Here is an 18,970-nt window from a genome sequence, read left to right as displayed (position 1 = left end):
GGTAGAATTGGTAGAATTAGATTAGATTAGATTAGCCAGGGAATAAATTCCCTGTCTAAAAGCTGAAGTCGGTTAAAACCGACTAAATACAGCAGTTTCCGTTATTATGAGGTACAGATGTTAATGATAAAACCCTTGTAACACAGGCATCTTGCCTGTTCACAGTGTACCTCATGTAGATGGAATGTACTGTAATTCTATCGAGTTTCAAATCCGCACTCCGCACTCCGTACTCTAAGTTAATCACCATCCAGTAAAGCACTATATTGATCTGCTGTCATGGCATCATCAACTTCACTAGGATCATTAGCACGCACCTTTATTAACCAACCTTCACCATAAGGATCTTCAGCTAATAATTCAGGAGATTCTATCAAAGGTTCATTTCTTTCTATCACTGTACCTGTAACTGGTGATTTTAAGTCTTCCACAGCTTTGACTGATTCAATACTGCCAAAACTTTCATTGACAGTAACAAGATCACCAATATCTGGTAATTCTAAAAATACAATATCACCTAATTGCTCGATAGCATAATCAGTAATACCAATAGTGGCAATATCACCATCCATTCTCACATATTCATGAGAGTCTAGATATCTGAGATCATCGGGATAATTAGACATAACACTTCCTCTTCCACTTGACAAAATAAGAAACTACAGACAAATCAATTCACAATTGCAAAATGAAAATTGACAATTGAATATTCAAGGTTATTAGTGGTATAGCAATTGTCACAGTAATTACAAAAACTTTAAATAATCCTATTTTCATAGCTAAAAGTTTTGAAAACCTGCATAGGAAATGCTAACCATTGTATTTAATCATTACCACGTTTTGTAGAACGATAAAAGGGACGTTTAACTACTTCTGTAGGGTAAAATTTGCCACGAATTTCTACATCTAGGACTGTTCCTGTTTTGGCTAATTCGCTAGGAACATAAGCTAAAGCAATGGGATAACCTAATGTGGGGGATAAAGTACCACTTGTTACTTCCCCTACTACTTGCCCTGATGATAATATTGAATATCCATGACGGGCAATATTTCTGCCTTGGGTTTTTAAACCTACGAGTTTACGCTGTACTCCCTCGGTTTTTTGTTGTTCTAATATCTTTCGGCCTATAAAGTCTCCTTTTGTATCTAAATGTACTAGCCATCCTAAACCAGCTTCTAGGGGACTAGTGGTATCACTGATATCTTGTCCGTAAAGTGCCATTGCTGCTTCTAAACGCAGTGTATCTCTACAACCAAGTCCACAGGGAATAACACCAACATTATACAAATGTTGCCATAATTCTATACCCACTGTGGAATCTACCATAATTTCAAAACCATCTTCGCCGGTATAACCTGTACGGGCTAAAAATGCAGGTTGTCCGAAAATACTAGTTTCTAAATGTCCAAAGGCTTTGACTGGTTTTAAGTCTACACTAACTAGGGACTCAAGATAACTGGTAGCTTGGGGTCCTTGGAGGGCAATTAATACTTTATCTGCTGATAGGTCTCTAAATTTGATTGTACCAGGATCAAGGTGTTCTAATAACCAGGTTTGATCTTTGTCTTTTGTACCTGCATTAACGATGATCACTACTTTTTCAGTATCAGTTTCATCTGTACCCTGATGGTAAATAATAATATCATCAATAATACCTGCTTGCTGATTAAGAAGCACTGTATATTGGGCTTGATGGGGTTGTAATCTATTTAAGTCTGAGGGAACTAAATTTTGCAGTTGGGAAATGACGTTTTTACCTTCTAGGGTAAATTTACCCATGTGGGAAATATCAAACATTCCTGCGCTATTTCTCACGGCTTGATGTTCTAAGGTGATACCGTTGTATTGTACTGGCATTTCCCAGCCGCTAAAACTGGTAAAACGAGCGTTAATTTCTGCACTTTGATTATATAAGGGTGTATGTTTGAGTGTTGGGTTGCTATAATCTATCTTTGTCATGGTTGGGTTACAATTTAAACTTTCATTATTATATTAACTCCTAAAACCAATATCCCAAGATCCCCGACTTTTTGGAGAAGTCGGGAATCTGAAATTTTGCAAAGGTTAACTCAATTGACTGCGGAATTTATTAATACTAATTGTTAGTAATACTGTTGCAAAGATAATTAATGCTACAGCATTCATCCAAAGTACATCTATTCCAACTCCTTTTAATAAAATACCGCGAACTATGGCTATGTAATGCCGTAAAGGGTTAAGTAACGATAGGGTTTGAAAAAATGGAGGCATAGCTTCAATGGGTGCGATCGCTCCTGAAGTTTGTATCATTGGTAAGTTGATAAAAAATGATATTAATATTACTTGTTGTTGAGAACTACTCACGGTTGCTAACATAATTCCTAAGCTAATTGCTACAAATAAATACATGGTTGATAGAACCATAAATAAGATAAAATTACCTCTAAATGGTACATTAAATACTACTCTTGCTAATGTCATAGCAAATAAAACATCTCCGATTAATAAAAATACTAATGGCACAATTTTTGATGATAGTATTTCCCAGTTATTTGCAGGAGTCATTAATAATTGTTCTAATGTGCCTGTATCTTTTTCTCGTACTACAGTAATTGATGATACTAATGTACCAATTAATGTTAATACTAAACCCATAACTCCAGGTACAAAAAACCAACTACTTGTTAATCCAGGATTATATAAAAATACCACTTCTGAGGTAATTGGTAAAGTTGAATTATTGTTGTTTAATTGTAGGTTATATTGTTGAATAATTTGGCTGATATAATTGGTAGCAATTCCGGCTGTGTTGGCATTTACGGCATCAATAAATACTTGAATTTCTGCTGATTTTTTTGCTAGTTGACGAGGAAATTCGGGAGGGATAATTACTCCTACATCTAATTTTCCTTCTTGTACTTGACGACTCAATTCTTTTTCACTATTGGCCACAGATGCTAATGTGAAAATTTGATTTGATGTCATGGATGATATTAATTCACGACTGACAGTAACATTAGCATAGTCAATAACTCCTAATCGTAAGTTATGAACATCTGGGTTTAGCACAAAACCATAGAGTAGTAATTGAATTGTTGGGGGGATAATTAACAGAAAAATTAGTTGTTTGTTACGAAGAGTTTGGTTAATTTCTTTCTGTACTAATGCCCAAAATGGACTATCAAAGAATTGGTTAAGTAGTTTCATTTTTTGTTTTCCTGTTTTAATTAACTAGGTAGTTGCATTTTACTTAAAAGTTTGCGAGATATGTTAAAAAAGAACAATCCTAATGTTATTAACATCACAAAATCAAACCAAACTCCACCAAAACCTGTACCGCGCACAAAAGCATCACGAGTAATATCAATAAAATATCTGCTGGGAATTACATTAGTTGTGAGTGATATAGGAAAGGGAATATTATTTAGGGGATAAATGAAACCAGATAATAATAAAGATGTGATAAAACCTACTAATGCTACTCCTTGTACTGCGGCATTCTGGTTACTACTTCTAACTCCTAAAAATAGACCAAAACAAACACTATCTATGAGAAATATTAATGTTCCTAATATTAGAATAATGGGGTTGCCAACTAGGCCAACTTGGAAAATTATTGCACCTAAAATCATGACAATTAATGCTTCTATGATGGCAATTAATAAGTATGCTATTCCTTTACCTAGCAATAATTCTGTAGCAGTAATATTGGAAGCATAAACTTGTACAATTGTTCCTTTTTCTTTTTCTCTTACCATAGCAATGGCAGCTAGTAATGATGGGAAAATCCATAAAACTACGCCATAAACTCCTGGAACAATATATAATGCTTCGATTCGTCCTGGATTAAACCATAAACGTATTTTTGGGGTAATTAAATATTGTTTTGGTAGGAGTTTTTGGTCTTTCATAAAGAAGTTGGTAACTTGTTGAATGCTACCGCGAATTACACGGGCATTGTTCACATCTGTGGCATCAATTAAAACTTGTATTTTGGTGTTTCTTCCTGCTTTAATATCGCGGCTAAAGTCTGGGGGAATAATTACGGCAACTTTAGCAATTCCTTTATCTATAGCGTCTGTGGTGGGATTATTTCCACTCCATTGTTTAGGGATAAATTGATTGGTAGCATACAGTCTTTCAATGTAGCTGTTACTGAGGTTTGTATGGCTAAAATCTTGGACTATTAAGGGAATGTCTTTACTTTCTAATCTAATGGCAAAACCAAAGATTAATAAGGTAATAAATGGTAATAAAAATGCTAGGGCTAATGTTAAGCGATCGCGCCTAAATTGTGCTATTTCTTTAATACATTGGGCAATTATTCTTTTCATAGGTAATCATAATTTTTTGTTAGCATTAAGATATCCAGGATTTAAGGATTTATAGGATTTTAATTGTCTGAATCAGGATGTCCAGGATTTAAGGATGTACAGGATGAAGATGTTAATAAATCCCTGAACTATTCATGATAGAATAAATCAGGGATATAATATTATTGATATTATTGATTGAGTTGTAACTCAGCATCAATTAATTTTTGAAAATCCTCCAGAGAACTAATACTAATACTTGCTAACAAGAGATTTTCTAGGATGGTTATATCCTCAATTTTCCTGAGAGAATTATCCATCAATTCTGGAACAGAATTAAATCTATTAGCAAGGATTTTGATAATATTGTTTTGGCATGTTTCTCTAGCACCTTTAATTTTACCTTTGACTTCACCTCGTTCTTCTGCCATTTCTTCAATAGTGCTTAGGAAAGGCATATTTAACTCCTTTTCATGTTGTTCTAATTTATTGTTGAATGCGGTTTGTAATGATGGTGGTAAGGTCATCATTTTATCAATGAACTTAACTAAATTGATAATATCAACTCTAGTTAAGCCTTTTTGATATAATGGTCTGACTATGTTCCATTTCCATTGTTCTCGTTCGGTTAAATTCTTAGTCGTGGCTTTGGTTTTCAGATGTGCCATGACTATTATAGCAAATAAATTGTTATTTGTGGTTAGGTCTTCCCATTGATAGTCTAATAGTTTAACTATGCTAAATTGCATTTTTACTAAACTATCATCTATGCCATATTCATAACTATTTGGTCGCCATTTTTTATCTTCATCTCCTAAGATAGCTAAACTGATGACTGGTTTATGAAATATATCAAAGGAACGATAGTTATAGATGTACATTCTTTGCGGAAATTCTTTGTCATATTGACTTTGTACTTCTATGTGTATCAAAATCCAGATGATTTGATTATCTAATAACCACACTTGAAAGAGTTTATCTGCATAACGTTTTTTAGTTTGACTAGATGCGGTAATTTGTTTTAGTTCTTTATCCAATGATATGGGGGTTTTACTCCAATCTATTTTAGCGTGGAGGTTGGGGTAAAAGAATTGCATGAATGATTCAAAATATTGGCTAATTGCTTCTTTCCATGTTTGATCATAATTGGCGGTTGTTTCTGTCATTTTTGCCCCTGTTTATGTTATTGCCAGAATCAGGATGTCCAGGATTTAAGGATTTACAGGATGTGATTGTCAAATAGTAAATTACACTATATTTTACTCGTTTTTAAGCGACTTTAGCTTTTATATAGGAAATTTATTCCCTGGATTATTAAAATAGTTTAATTTTTATGTATTTAATTTAACAAAATTATCAAAAAATTAATCAAATAAGTATTTACAATTAGACTTAAACATAGTTATTATATTTAGTATTGTAAGCGTCTTGGTTGTTTCCGTGTTTTTAATATTAGTTGTTTTTACTTCGATAGTTAAAGGGTTAATATGTCTTCACAACAATTCCAATCAGCACACAGCAGTATTTACAAACTAGGTACAAGGCTTTTAAAATATCTTGAGGAAATTCGCCAAAGTCGTCTTAGTGAAGGTGATGATACCAAAAGTTTAGAAAGTGTAGAAAATAACATCAATAAAGCATTAAACGCCCTCAAGGAACAAAAATATCAAGTAGCGGTTATTGCAGCTATGAAAGCTGGTAAAAGTACCTTTCTTAACGCTATTATTGGTGCAGATATTTTAGCTAGTGAAACCGCAGCTTGTACCATTTGTCGTACTGATGTCCGTCACATTCCCGCTAATCAAGTTCCCAGACTGTTAGAATATCAAACAGGGGTAAGAAAAGCAATTGTGATAGCTGAAGGGGATGAAGGAGAAATTCAACACAAATTTTTATTGAGAACCCGTAAAATTAGAGAAACTGGAAATCCTGATAATACCATCCGGTTTGAAATAGAACATCATATAGAAGCAATTAGTGGACTTTCTTCCCTTGATGGTTTTACCCTAGTAGATACACCAGGACCTAATGAATGGGAATCAGCTAATTTTAACACAGTCGCATTAAAACAAACAGCATTAGAAGCATTAAGAACTTGTAACGCTATTTTATTTGTTTTAAATTACGCATCTTACAAAGATAGTGCAGTTTCTGATTTATTTAAAGAAGTATTACAAAATCGCCAGGAAATTTTACAACAGGAAAAAGGTAAAATTTATTTTATCCTTAATAAAGTTGATCAGAAAACTGAAAGAGATAGAGAAATTGAAGATGTAATTAAAGATTTACAACGAGAATTATCCAATTTTGGTTTTCCTAACCCCATCATTTATCCTGCAAGTTCCAGACAAGGATTATTAGCAAAATTAATTCAACAACAAAAAGCTACAGAAAGTCAAACCAGAGACTTTAAAAAATTCTTTAGTGCGAGATATGCAATTGAAGATGAAGAAGGAAATCAAATTATTCCCGCACCTCGAAAAATAGCACCACAAGCATTAAGAGATAGCGGTATTCCTACTATTCAAGAAACAGTCATTGAAACCATTACTAAAAATGCAGGTTGGAATCTTTTGAGTGATGTTTTAGCAATAATTGATAAAGCTGCTAAAACAATTGAAGATACTCTCAACACAAAAATTAGTGGTTGGGAAATAAATATTGCATCATTAAAGAAAAAGATTGAAGAATACAAAAAACGTTCTGATAGTGCTAGAAGTAAGGTAGACAATGTAAAAAAGTCCGTAGATAGACAAAAGCAAATACTCATCAATGGTTTTAGTCAAGGTATTGATATATTTGCAGAAGAAACTAAAGCAGAAATTCAATATCAAATTGATCAAATTGCTGAATCTCAATCTACAAAATCATCTACCACCCAAAAAGTGAAAGCTCATCGTTCACCAGTTACAAAGACAAGTCAAAGTATTAATTGGGGTGATTTTGGTGATTTTGGTGATATTGTTGCTGATGTGGGAGGTGGTATTTTGGAACTTTTTAGTCAACGGTTGGGCAGTATATTTAGAGCAGGTGTAAAAGGAGGTACATCTTTACTACAATATCTTTCTAAAGAAACTCCTCAAGTTTTTAATTCTGCAAATGATGATATGGTTGAAATACCGAAAATTTCTGATCCATATATCATTAGAGTTCGCAGTAAAAATGAAGCTGAGAAGATTAGTAAAACTATCAATGAATCTTCTGCTTCTCTAATTCAAAAGTTTTGGGTAGATACTCAAGATACATTGGTAAGAGATGGTACTAATATTCGTGAAAAGTTGGCTTTGAAAATTCAAAATGATATCCAAGAGATATCAAATGAACTATCTGATTATTTGGGGAAAGAATTACAAGTCAAATTAAATATTAATAAAATTCAATTTCCTAAATTTGAATTTCCAGGTATTGACGCAAGAATTAAACAACAACAAGAAGTATTTAATAGAACTAAAAAAGAGGAAAGAACAGAAAGCCGTTGCTGTGATTCCGATAAAGTCTATTATGTAGATGTTGAATATCAAGATAGACAGGATTTTTATGAAGTAGATTTACGTCAAACAACACAATTAATTCAACAAAAAATTGATGAACAAGTTTTAAATAATCGAGAATTATTACAACGAGTGATTGAAAAACAGATTGCAGATGATTTCAAAAAAGCAGAACAGCAAATTAATGATTACATCAAGAAATTTCAGGATGATTTTGATAGTTTGCTAAAAGAAAGAGAGACAAAAGAAGCAGAATCAGATAAAATCATTAATAGCTTGAATCTGCAACAAGAGAAATTGAAGGAATATCTACAGGAATTAATGTTAATTCGTCAATCTCTCAACACTTGGAAACCTTAATCACTAAACTTTTATATCCCCGACTTCTGAGATTAATTGATTAATGTATTTTTCAGAATCAAAAAAGAAGTTGGGGATTTGATGAGATAGTTTACAATCTTTTGCAGTTTTATGTGAAAATTTGCTATAATAGCTTTATAAATCCAGTCATGCACATTATTTCTCGTAAAATCCTGCGTCAATTTTGGGAAAAATATCCTGATAGTGAAACTGCGCTAAGTCGTTGGTTAAAACTTATTAACTCTAGCACTTTTGAAAATTTTGATGAATTACGTTCTGTTTTTCCTAGTGCTGATATTGTAGGTGATTTAATAGTGTTTAATATTGGTGGTAATAAATATCGCTTGATTACTTCTATTCACTTTAATCGTCAAAAAGTTTACATTCGTTATATCTTAACTCATTCAGAATACGACAAAAATATATGGAAAAACTAACCACTCTTCCCCCAGATATTAATACCCACTGGAGTGCTATTTCTCCTTTACTAACAATTCGTAATGAAGAAGAATATGAACAAGCAATTATAAGATTAAATGATTTACTTGATGAAATCGGTACTAATGAACAACATCCTCTTTATCATTTATTGGATACATTAGGAACGATAATTGAGGCTTATGAAACAGAACATTATCCTCTTCCTAATTGTCATGGAAATGATGTATTAGCTTATTTAATGGAAGAACACAAACTGAGTTTATCAGATTTACCTGAAATTGGTTCATCCGAAACAATACAGGCTATTTTAAATAAAGAAAAAGCATTAACTTTTAATCAAATTCAACAATTAGTAGAACGTTTTCATGTAAACATTAAAGTCTTTATAAATTAGTACAATTTTATTACCAAATAATCCCTTTTTTGCTTCATTGATTTTAATTGGTAATTTGATAATATGGATAACCAAGCGGAAATAGTGCTAATTATCAATTGTCAATTATCAATTATCAGTTGTTCTTTGCACTATCCCAATAAAAGCATCTTCTAAAGAAAAAGGAATATTTCTCAACGAATGAATAGTAATATTATTATCTTCTAAAAGTTGCCTGACTTGATGTATTTCTGTTTTTGGATCATCCAGAACTATGTGTAAACTATTAGCAAAAATAGAAACTCTCCATGATGCAAATTGTTTTTTTAATAACCTAGAAGCAACTTGATTTTCATTCACAATAATCTCTATTAATTGTCCTGGTTGTGATGCTTTAATAAAACTTGGTGAACCTTCCACAACGGTTTCTCCAGCAACCATAAAACTCATTCTATTACATTGTTCTGCCTCTTCTAAATAATGGGTTGTCACTAAAATTGCTGTGCCATTTCTCGCAAAATCATTTATTAGTTTCCAAAATTGCCGACGCGCTAAAGGATCTACTCCTGATGTGGGTTCATCTAAAAATAATATATCTGGTTCGTGCATCACAGAAGCACCAAAAGCTACTCTTTGTTTCCATCCTCCTGGTAATTGTCCTGTTACCATATTTTCCTTACCTTGTAAACCACAGGTAGCTATTACCCAATCAATTTTTTCTCGTCTTAATTTGCGCGGTACTCCATAAACTCCGCTATAAAACTCTAGGTTTTGGATAATACTTAAATCATCATAAAGTGTAAATTTCTGACTCATATAACCTATACGTTTTCTTAATTCTGCACTGCGTAAATTCCCCGTTTCTCCTCCTAATGAAATTTCACCTCCACTAGCTTCTAATAAACCACATAAAATTTTAATTGTGGTGGTTTTTCCTGCACCATTAGCCCCTAATAACCCAAATATTTCACCATATCTAACTTCTACATTGACATCTTTAACTGCTTGAAATTTACCAAATATTCTATTAAGTTTATGGGCATATATGGCAATTTCTTTTGTGGCACTTTTTCCTCTTTTTCTAAATCTGGGAAATGGGAAAAATTGCGGTACTGAACCTTGTTCTCTAAGTCTTGTGACAAAGACATTTTCTAACGTAGGTTCTCCATGTTCAATGTCAGGTAATGGTAATTTATTTTGTTGCAAAAGTTGATTAACTTGCATTTCGGCAAGAGTAATATCTTCTACTAAAACATCTAAGCGATCGCCAAAAATTTGTACATCTACTAGATTTTTTTCCTCACTTTTTAATAATACCTCTTCTGTGATTTCTAACTTTTCTGTTCGCACTTCTAAACGATGTAAACCTAAGTTATTTCTTAACTCTTGTGGTGTCCCAATTTCATGAATTTCTCCACTATACATTAAAGCTACACGATGACAACGTTCTGCTTCATCTAAATAGGGAGTTGCCACAATTATTGTCATTCCTTCGGCTGATAATTCGGCTAACACATCCCAAAATTCTCGTCGAGAAACGGGATCAACTCCAGTGGTAGGTTCATCTAGTAAAAGTATTTCTGGTTGAGAAATTAAGGAACAACAAAGGGCAAGTTTTTGTTTCATTCCTCCTGAAAGTTGTCCGGCCAAGCGACTCCCAAATTTATCTAAGTTCATTAATTTTAGATATTTTTGTCGACGTTCTTTGAATAAATGATCGGGAACTTGTCGCAAACCTGCTGCATAATTCAAGTTTTCATCAATACTTAAATCTAAATACAAAGAAAATTGTTGTGTGAGATAACCAGTCATTAACCTAGCTGATCTGGCAGGTTGATCACATACTAAGATTTCTCCTGCTGTGGCTTCCATCACACCTCCTAAAATGTGAAATGTGCTGGTTTTTCCTGCACCATCTGGACCTATTAAAGCAAACATTTCCCCTCGATGTACAGTAAAGTTAATTCCTTTGATAGCTACTATTTTTCCATAGTGTTTATGTAAGTTATTAACTTGAATTATGGGGGATGTTTGTGATAATTTGGGTGTGATATTTGGGAGTATTTGTTTCATATTTTTTTTAAATTGTCTTAGATCCCCGACTTCTTTAAGAAGTCGGGGATCTTGAACTAGATTCCTTTAAGATCAATTTGTGCATCTGCTGGCATCCCCATTTTAGCACAGGGTAAATCTGTTTGTGTGTAGGGATTTTCTGGGTTAAAACATCCTTGAGGATTTTCTACTTTGATTCTAATTCCTATTACTTGTCTGACTCGATCTTTTTGAAAATAAATATTTTCTGGTGTGAATGATGCTTGCGGATCAATGGCTATTACTTTACCTGATAATGCTTTATCTGGTGCAGAATCAATGAATATTTTGCTGGTTTGTCCTAATCTAATTTTACCGATATCTCCTTCAGGAATAAAACCCCTAAAATATATGGTTTTAGGATCAATAATTGTTAATATTTTGGTCTGATTATTTACTATTCCTCCAGGTTCAACATTACGAGATATCACTATTCCATCTAAGGGACTAATGACATTCAAATCTTTTTTTGAATCTGCTATTTGAGTGATTATTTGTTGTTTTGCTGCTTGGGCATCTCTCACTTTAGCTTGCGCTGATTTTACTTTAGATTGGGCAGATTTTAATTGGGCATAATTTTGTTGTTTTCTCCTCATTAATGTTTCTAATTGGGCATTACGAATTGCAGGATTTAATCCTGTTGTTTTCGCTTGAGTTAATACTCCCTGGGCTGCATTTAATTGTTCTCTGCTGGCATTTACTGCGGCTTTTTTGGCTTCTAATGTGGCGATCGCTGTCTCTAAATTTGTTTGGGTTTGATCAAATTGTTGGCGATTTATTGCCCCTTCTCTTACTAAGATACTATAGCGATCGCGGTTGATTTTTGCTAAATTTACTTCTGCTTCTGTTTGTTTTTTTTGTGCTAAACTTTGCGCTAATTGTGCTTTTGCCGCCGCTAAATTAGACTGTGCTTGTAAAATTCTCCCTTGGGTATCTCCTTGGGATTGATCTAAATTCAACCTTGCTTCATTAATTTGGCTATCTATTTGATCTATACTACTTTGCACTTGCTTAATCTCAAAAATCATTTGTTGTGTATCTGATTCAGCCGCAGCTATTTTTGCATCAGCACTTTTTAACTGTTCCTGCAATAATTTATCACTGGCATCATCTAATCTAATTAATTCCTGTCCTTGTTTGACCGCTACTCCTTCCCGTACATTTATTGACTCAATTCTACCCGCACGTTTCACTCCAATTTCCGTTTCATAACTCTCAATTCTACCACTTACTTTTAGTATATTTGCTGGTACTTGTGAGTGATTTCGCCATATTACATAGCTAATACTACCTATTATTAATATTCCTCCCAGAAGAAGAAATATAGGTTTTTTCGCTTTTTTGTCCTTAAATCCTGGTTTATCCGTAAAATTATCGGGAGATGTAGGTATAGTTTGAGTCATAATAATACCCTGGATAGTTATATTGTGCAAATATATGAAAGAAAATATATTTGTATAAAAAATTAAGCAAAGAATGAAAATTTCAATTGAAAAATTGAAAATTTTAATTGTTGTCATCATACTAGACTGTCTAGTATGATTAAGCAAGATATATGCAAAGAAAATTTACTGTTTATTTATGGTTAAAACCTTTATTTCTCTCTTGGAAACTACTTTACCTGTTATGACTCAAAAGCAACAAAAAATTTTACAAGGAGCTATACGAGTATTTTTACAGGAAGGTTACGTAAAAACTAGTATGGATCGTATTAGTTCAGAAGCAAAAGTATCTAAACAAACAATATATAGTAATTTTCAAGATAAAGAAGGGTTATTTAAAGCATTAATAGAAAGGTTGACAATTGCTTGTTTTGAAAGTATTTTTTCTACAGAAAAATTGCACGAAAAGCCAGAAATTTTCCTGCGTCAATTAGCAGAGATTTATTTAACTAAAGTAGCAGATAACCCCGATTATTTAGCATTATTAAGGTTAATTATTACTGAATCTCAAAACTTTCCTGAATTAGCCAAACTTTATAATCAAACTGTGGTACAAAGAGGGAGAAAAATGTTAAGTCAGTATTTTATATCTCATCCAGAATTGCGAATTTCTGATCCAGAAGCAATGGCGCAAATTTTTTTCGGTTCGTTGGTATCTTATGTGATTGTAGAGGATATTTTATATGGCAAAGAATTAAATTATTTATCACGCGATCGCTTATTAGACAGTTTAATAAATGTGGTTATGCGTTAGGGATAATGTATAATTCAAACTGAAAAAATTAAGAATAACTAACTTTTTTTATTGCACTAATAAAATAATAAAAACTGGGTGATCTTGTGTTTTCAATATTCAAATACGGTGCTATTATTCTTGAAACGTTTATTTTTTGATATTCCGGTACAAGAGACTTTAATTCTTGGGATGGACTTTGAAGATTATCAGGATTTCGGAATTTCTTTTTAGCTTGTAAAACGGAAAGATTGGTTCTATTATAAGCCTTTTCTACAGCTTCTAAATCAGCAAGATACCAACTTTCTAATTCCCGACAAGCAATACGTACAATAGCTTGAAATTTATTTGCTTCTTCACATTTTTGTTTGAGGATACTTTTAATAAGTTCGCAGTTACCAGAATCTTGATCACGCAAAATAATGAATGTTGCATGAGGATTATTATATCCTTGTAATTTTCTGATTATTTGTTTTTCTAGGTCTTGTTTACCTTCAAAAACAATATACCGAACTACTATATTTGATTCTAGTATTAAACTTGGTAAAATCCCTTCAATCATCGCTTTTGCAGATGGTTCTTCTAATAAAAAAACAAGTTCTTTCATAAAGGATCTGCTCCTGCAAAAAAACCTTGTCTCCACAGATAACCAAGTTGATCACCTTCCTTCATATAATTTGTAATTTGCTCATCATCACTTGCTCGTTTAACTATTGTATAACCTCTTTCCTTTTGTAACCAAAAAACTTCTTGAAGTTCACAACCATTTAAAAAATCTGGAGAATGAGTAGATATAAAAACCTGACCTCCTTTGCCTTTGCGTGCATATTCCCTAAATTCTTCTGCTAGTTCATATAAAAGTTTAGGGTAAAGTTGATTTTCTGGTTCTTCTACACATAACAGAGGATGAGGCTGTGGATCATATAAAAGCACCAAATAAGCAAACATTTTGATAGTTCCATCAGAAACATATCTTGCTAAAAAAGGATCATGAAAATCACCATCTTTAAATCTCAATAATACTCGTCCTTCTTCGGTAATTTTTGCATCAACTTGACTAATACCTGGAACTCTCTGTTTTAACTTTTCGAGAATTTTTTGGAAAATATCCTTATGTTTTCGATAGAGAAATTCTGTCACCATTGCTAAATTTTCACCCTCTTTAGAAAGGTGTTCAGCATAGCTTAATTCTCTTTCTATTCGTGCTTGTTGAATGTGAAAATCAGAAATATGCCAGTTTTCAAGTAAATCACCAATTGCTTTACTTGCTGGGAATTTTTCAAATTGTGCTAAACCTTTTAATGCTAGAATATCTGGTGATTTTAATTCGTGTTCTTCTCGTTTTAATTCTTTTTCATCTATAACCTGATCAGGTTCATTAATAACAGCTTGTCCCTTACCTTTAGAAAAGTCAAGAAACCTCCAAGGTTGACCTTTACTACCTCTTCTATATTGAAGAATCTCTTTTTCTATAATAGGACGATCATCTTCTTCATTGATTGTTAAAGAATAAGTAACTAATGGAGATTTATCACCTTGAGGAAGAGGAATACGAAATTTTAATTCAATTTCTATCGGTCCGGTTGAATTACGACTTCTTACTTCCTTAAATCCTCGACCTCCTCCTAATTTAGTAAGAGCAACATTAACATTATCAGTTAAAGCATATTTTAAAAAACTAAATACATTAAAAAGAGTTGTTTTACCTGTACCATTTGCACCGACAAAAACGCACATTTGAGGAATGTTTTTAATTTCCACATTTTTGAAGGCTTTAAAATTTTTGAGACGGATACTTTCAATTTTCATAATTTAGCATTTTTGAGAATTTCGATTACAGAAAATTATCAATGTTGGTTGTATGAGGATTTTTGTATCCTCCAAGTTTTCCTATTATCTGTTTTTTAGTTCTTGTTGATCACCAAAAACAATATACTTAGCCCCTATATTGAATTATAGTATTGAATTTGCGGGTAAAATTCCCGCAATATAATCATAATTACAGCTAAATATTTAATATTAATAGCTAACTGTTATTTAACAACGATGAGCATTAAAACAACACCATTCTTTACGTTTACACAAGGTGTCTACTATCCAACCATTTTCTTCTAAGACATCAGCAACTGCTTGAGATTGTTCTAATAAAATACCACTAAATATACCCCAAGTGGCAGATTTAGTCATCGCAGTCATTTCTGGCAATAATTCAATAATTACATCAGCTAAAATATTGCAAACAATACCTTCCACTGGTTCAGGAATGACTTTTTGTAAAATATCTACACTTCCTTCCAAGGGAATAAGCATTTCTTGATGGATATCATTGAGAGCGCGGTTACTAAGCGTGGATCTGACAGCTAAAGGATCGTTATCAACAGCATATACTTTTCCAGCACCGAGTAATATCGCACCAATTCCTAAAATACCTGAACCACAACCAATATCAGCAATAATAGGCTGTTTGCTTTGATTTTCTGAATCTATAAAAGAGTCCCGTAATTCACTTAGACGCATTTCTAAAGACTCAAGACATAATTGAGTAGTGGCATGGTTTCCTGTGCCAAATGCTACCCCAGGATCTAAGCGAATCACTAACCGTGTAGTATCTGGATAAGGTAGCCAAGCAGGATTAATCAAAAAGCGATCGCCTATCTTTTCAGGTTGCCAATGTTGTTTCCAACTGCTAGACCAGTCCTCTTCATCAATTAAATGCCAATGTACAGTAGGAGAAGGTAATCCTAAGCATAAAGCATCTTGACGTAACCATAAAGATAGAGCAGCCAAATCTAATAATTGTGCTTGAAATCCTGGTAAATAGGCTTTAACTAAAGCAAGATTACCTTTATTTTCCACTGCTGTACCACGACAACCAAAGGTTTCTAAACGCCAAAATAAAGAATCTTCTAAATCAGGTTCAGATAATATATTAAGTTCCCACCAAGTATTGGCCATAATTCCTAACCTATCTAATCTGTAATCCTTATTCTATCGTTAATCATCACTCAAGATAATCATATTTGATTTATCAAAAGATACATAGGGTGCGTCGGATATGATCAATCTGTTGATTGATAGAATTTATGGAGTCTGACGCACCCTACAATACTAGAGTATTTTTTATGGCATATTTTTTTACGTATCATTCCTCAAAATTACATTTTCCTTATCAGTCTATTTAGTAATTGATAATTAAAAAAAATATATCGTTAGTATTAGAATAAAATTCTTTTATATTTCCGCATTCAAGGCTATTATCAAGAACATTCCCCCACATAACCATCAGAGGTAATAGTCATGACAGAACAGCTATTAGAGAAAGATACAATTAATGTCGTTACAGAACAAAACAAAGTGATAGATACAGATCAAAACATAGACTTAGAAACTGCTTTTCAAGAGTCTCATATTCAAGAAATTTTAGACAAGCTAGATCAGGAATTAGTAGGTTTAAAGTCTGTCAAAAATAAAATTAAAGAAATGGCAGCTTTGTTGCTGGTTGATCGCATTCGTAAGAGTTTAGGGTTAAATGCAGGTGCGCCTAGTTTACACATGACATTTTTAGGCAACCCAGGCATGGGTAAAACCACCGTAGCTATGCGGATGGCGGAAATTCTTTATCGCTTAGGATATATCCGCCGCGAAAATGTAATGTTAGTGACTAGAGATGATTTAGTCGGTCAAGGGATCGGACAAACAGCACCAAAAACTAGAGAAGTCTTAAATAGTGCTATGGGAGGAGTCTTATTAATTGATGAGGCTTATACTTTATATCGTCCAGAAAATCCTAGCGATTTTGGCTTAGAAGCCATTGAAATTATCATGCAGGTTATGGAAAACCAAAGAGATGATTTAGTCGTGATTCTTGCAGGTTATAAGCAGCAAATGGAGCATTTTTTCCATAGTAACCCTGGCATGAATTCCCGCATTGGTATCCATATAGAATTTAATGATTATAGCGTTGATAATTTGATGATCATTGCCCAACACATAGTTAAAGCGCAAAACTATTGTTTTAGTCAGGAAGCAGAAGTTGCTTTTAAAGAATACTTAGTGAAACGTAAAACTATGCCTTATTTTGCTAATGCTCGCAGTGTGCGTAATGCCATAGATAGGGCAAGATTACGTCAAGCAAATCGCCTGTTAAGTAGTGGTAGAAAATTAAACAAGCAGGATCTAATTACCATTGAAGCGGCAGATATTTTAGCCAGTCGCGTATTTAGAGAAGGTGTTCCTGACTGTGAAACAGAAAGCTAGATCATCTGGTGATTGGTGATTGGTGATTGTAAAATAATCCAAAATAGCACATTAGTAGGGTGCGCCACACAGCGTAAATAATGCAAATAAACAGATTCTTGATATCTGAAGCACCCTAAATCAGATTTTTGGTATGGAACTTGTGTAAGTCCTATGTAAAATAATCCAAAATAGAACACTAAGCTAATGTGCAGCACTCACTGTATAATTAAAAAGCCTGAAGTTACAGTAGCACAAGCATCTTGCTTGTATTAATTATTCAAGTTAAAAGCACAACAGCTTACCCTGTTTAAAGTATAAAATAAAACAGGGTAAGTTTTTATTTTTACCCTTGGCAATATAGTAAATTTGTACTACACAAGAGATTGTCCTAAGTTGACAATTTTAAACAAACCTGTACACTCATAGACAAACCTAGGGGTGATTTTATGTTTAAGCCTCATGAATTTGCTAAAAAGATTGGAGTTTCAGTTAAGACCTTGCAGAGATGGGATGTAGAAGGTAAACTTCCAGCCAAGAGGACTTTGTCGGGGCATCGTTTTTACACCTAAGATGATTTATTGATTACTCAAGGGTTAAAACCTATAGAGTCAAAACGAAAAGTGGTTGTTTATTGCCGAGTATCTTCTAGTAGTCAAAAACCTGAACTTAAAAACCAAATATCTGTGATGGAAACAATACAAAGTGTGTCAAACTTAGACAATAAAGAAATACAGTGTTGAGAGCTTCTAATGCTTTTATCCATTAAAACAAAACTCAAGTTAAATAAAACCCAAGAAATATTAATGGCTAAACACGCGGGTATAGCTAGGTTTACCTATAATTGGGGTTTAGCGACTTGGCAAGATTTGTATAATCATGGATTAAAGCCAAACAAATATCTTCTCAAGAAGTTTTTTAACAATCATGTAAAACCTGAATTTACATGGATTAAAGAAAAAGGTATTTGTCAAAAAATCACTCAATACGCCTTTGATAACTTAGGTGAATCTTTCCAGAGATTCTTTAAAGGACAGTCAAAATATCCCAACTTTAAAAAGAAAGGAAAAAATGATAGTTTTATCATTGACAATGGTGGTAAACCAATTCCTGTAGGTGGTACGTCAATAAAACTACCGACAATTGGATGGGTGAAAACTTATGAAGGTTTACCTCATGCTACTTGCAAAAGTATGACTATTTCCAGAACTGCTGATAGTTGGTTTATTGCTTTTTCTTATGAACAAGAATGTCAACCAACTATTAAAAAACATGATGCTGTTGGTGTTGATTTAGGTGTGAAAACTTTGGCCACACTAAGCACCGGAAAAGTTTTTGAGAATAATAAGCATTATCGTAAGAACTTAGGGAAGTTAAAGAAACTTTCCAGGATTTATGCTAGAAAAAATCAAGGTTCAAATAATAAACACAAAGCTAAAATTAAACTAGCTAGACATCACGCTAAAGTAGCAAATTTGAGAAAAGATACTCTTGATAAAATCACTACTTA

General features: G+C 33.1%; 17 protein-coding genes. 7 read left to right on the top strand and 10 right to left on the bottom strand.

The features are described from left to right. Nucleotides 1-239 precede the first annotated feature (239 nt). From gcvH to H6F32_RS16510, 5 genes are all read right to left on the bottom strand, one after another. Nucleotides 240-626, bottom strand: coding sequence for a glycine cleavage system protein GcvH (gene gcvH, locus H6F32_RS16530; RefSeq protein ID WP_190370404.1), 387 nt, complete (start codon nt 624-626; stop codon nt 240-242). Between the two features lie 197 nt (nt 627-823). Beyond that, nucleotides 824-1,960, bottom strand: a complete 1,137-nt coding sequence (gene gcvT, locus H6F32_RS16525) for a glycine cleavage system aminomethyltransferase GcvT (RefSeq protein WP_190370403.1) — start codon at nt 1,958-1,960, stop codon at nt 824-826. Between the two features lie 105 nt (nt 1,961-2,065). Then, nucleotides 2,066-3,187 carry an ABC transporter permease gene (locus H6F32_RS16520; RefSeq protein WP_190370402.1) on the bottom strand — a complete coding sequence of 374 codons (1,122 nt, stop codon included), beginning with the start codon at nt 3,185-3,187 and terminating at the stop codon, nt 2,066-2,068. Between the two features lie 20 nt (nt 3,188-3,207). After that, a complete protein-coding gene (locus H6F32_RS16515; RefSeq protein WP_190370401.1) occupies nt 3,208-4,314 on the bottom strand; it encodes an ABC transporter permease in 1,107 nt (368 codons plus the stop codon). Nucleotides 4,315-4,484: 170 nt separating this feature from the next. After that, complete coding sequence (locus tag H6F32_RS16510) at nt 4,485-5,459, bottom strand: hypothetical protein (protein ID WP_190370400.1); 975 nt, start codon at nt 5,457-5,459, stop codon at nt 4,485-4,487. A 321-nt stretch (nt 5,460-5,780) separates the two neighbouring features. On the opposite strand from H6F32_RS16510, the gene H6F32_RS16505 reads away from it, so the two are divergent. The 3 genes from H6F32_RS16505 (at nt 5,781) to H6F32_RS16495 (ending at nt 8,979) form a co-directional block, all read left to right on the top strand. After that, complete coding sequence (locus tag H6F32_RS16505) at nt 5,781-8,144, top strand: dynamin family protein (RefSeq protein WP_190370399.1); 2,364 nt, start codon at nt 5,781-5,783, stop codon at nt 8,142-8,144. 149 nt (nt 8,145-8,293) lie between these two features. Continuing rightward, nucleotides 8,294-8,581 carry a type II toxin-antitoxin system HigB family toxin gene (locus H6F32_RS16500; protein ID WP_190370398.1) on the top strand — a complete coding sequence of 96 codons (288 nt, stop codon included), beginning with the start codon at nt 8,294-8,296 and terminating at the stop codon, nt 8,579-8,581. Then, entirely contained in the window at nt 8,569-8,979 is a 411-nt protein-coding gene (locus H6F32_RS16495) for a type II toxin-antitoxin system HigA family antitoxin (RefSeq protein WP_190370397.1), read from the top strand. The genes H6F32_RS16500 and H6F32_RS16495 overlap by 13 nt, the downstream gene beginning before the upstream one ends. Nucleotides 8,980-9,087: 108 nt before the next feature. Here the strand turns inward: H6F32_RS16495 and H6F32_RS16490 are convergent, their stop codons facing one another. Both H6F32_RS16490 and H6F32_RS16485 read right to left on the bottom strand, forming a co-directional pair. Further along, the gene (locus H6F32_RS16490; RefSeq protein ID WP_190370396.1) at nt 9,088-11,031 is read right to left on the bottom strand and encodes an ATP-binding cassette domain-containing protein; all 1,944 of its coding nucleotides are present in this window, start codon (nt 11,029-11,031) and stop codon (nt 9,088-9,090) included. A 56-nt stretch (nt 11,032-11,087) separates the two neighbouring features. Then, nucleotides 11,088-12,452, bottom strand: a complete 1,365-nt coding sequence (locus tag H6F32_RS16485) for an HlyD family secretion protein (protein WP_190370395.1) — start codon at nt 12,450-12,452, stop codon at nt 11,088-11,090. A gap of 178 nt (nt 12,453-12,630) precedes the next feature. Here H6F32_RS16485 and H6F32_RS16480 point away from each other — a divergent pair, with 178 nt between their 5' ends. Continuing rightward, a complete protein-coding gene (locus H6F32_RS16480) occupies nt 12,631-13,245 on the top strand; it encodes a TetR/AcrR family transcriptional regulator (RefSeq protein ID WP_190370394.1) in 615 nt (204 codons plus the stop codon). A 28-nt stretch (nt 13,246-13,273) separates the two neighbouring features. Here H6F32_RS16480 and H6F32_RS16475 read toward each other — a convergent pair whose 3' ends face one another. The 3 genes from H6F32_RS16475 to prmA all read right to left on the bottom strand — a co-directional run bounded on the left by H6F32_RS16475 (nt 13,274) and on the right by prmA (nt 16,179). Continuing rightward, complete coding sequence (locus H6F32_RS16475) at nt 13,274-13,831, bottom strand: DUF4276 family protein (RefSeq protein WP_190370393.1); 558 nt, start codon at nt 13,829-13,831, stop codon at nt 13,274-13,276. Further along, entirely contained in the window at nt 13,828-15,033 is a 1,206-nt protein-coding gene (locus H6F32_RS16470) for an AAA family ATPase (protein ID WP_190370392.1), read from the bottom strand. The genes H6F32_RS16475 and H6F32_RS16470 overlap by 4 nt, the downstream gene beginning before the upstream one ends. A 228-nt stretch (nt 15,034-15,261) precedes the next feature. After that, nucleotides 15,262-16,179: a 50S ribosomal protein L11 methyltransferase gene (gene prmA / locus H6F32_RS16465; protein WP_190370391.1), complete on the bottom strand. Its 918-nt coding sequence runs from the start codon at nt 16,177-16,179 to the stop codon at nt 15,262-15,264. Nucleotides 16,180-16,521: 342 nt separating this feature from the next. Here prmA and H6F32_RS16460 point away from each other — a divergent pair, with 342 nt between their 5' ends. The 3 genes from H6F32_RS16460 to H6F32_RS16450 all read left to right on the top strand — a co-directional run. Further along, nucleotides 16,522-17,481 (top strand): AAA family ATPase, encoded by a 960-nt coding sequence (locus H6F32_RS16460; protein ID WP_190370390.1) that lies wholly within the window; start codon nt 16,522-16,524, stop codon nt 17,479-17,481. Between the two features lie 428 nt (nt 17,482-17,909). After that, on the top strand, nt 17,910-18,032 hold the full coding sequence (locus H6F32_RS20660; protein ID WP_242031159.1) for a MerR family DNA-binding transcriptional regulator: 123 nt from the start codon (nt 17,910-17,912) through the stop codon (nt 18,030-18,032). Between the two features lie 180 nt (nt 18,033-18,212). Then, nucleotides 18,213-18,970: RNA-guided endonuclease TnpB family protein (locus H6F32_RS16450; protein WP_190370389.1), on the top strand; the 758-nt coding region annotated here is incomplete at its 3' end.

This window comes from Anabaena sp. FACHB-1237, assembly GCF_014696225.1.
Taxonomy (GTDB): domain Bacteria; phylum Cyanobacteriota; class Cyanobacteriia; order Cyanobacteriales; family Nostocaceae; genus FACHB-1237.
The sequence above is the reverse complement of the archived record's forward strand: the minus strand, read 5'-3'. Positions and strand labels throughout refer to the sequence as shown.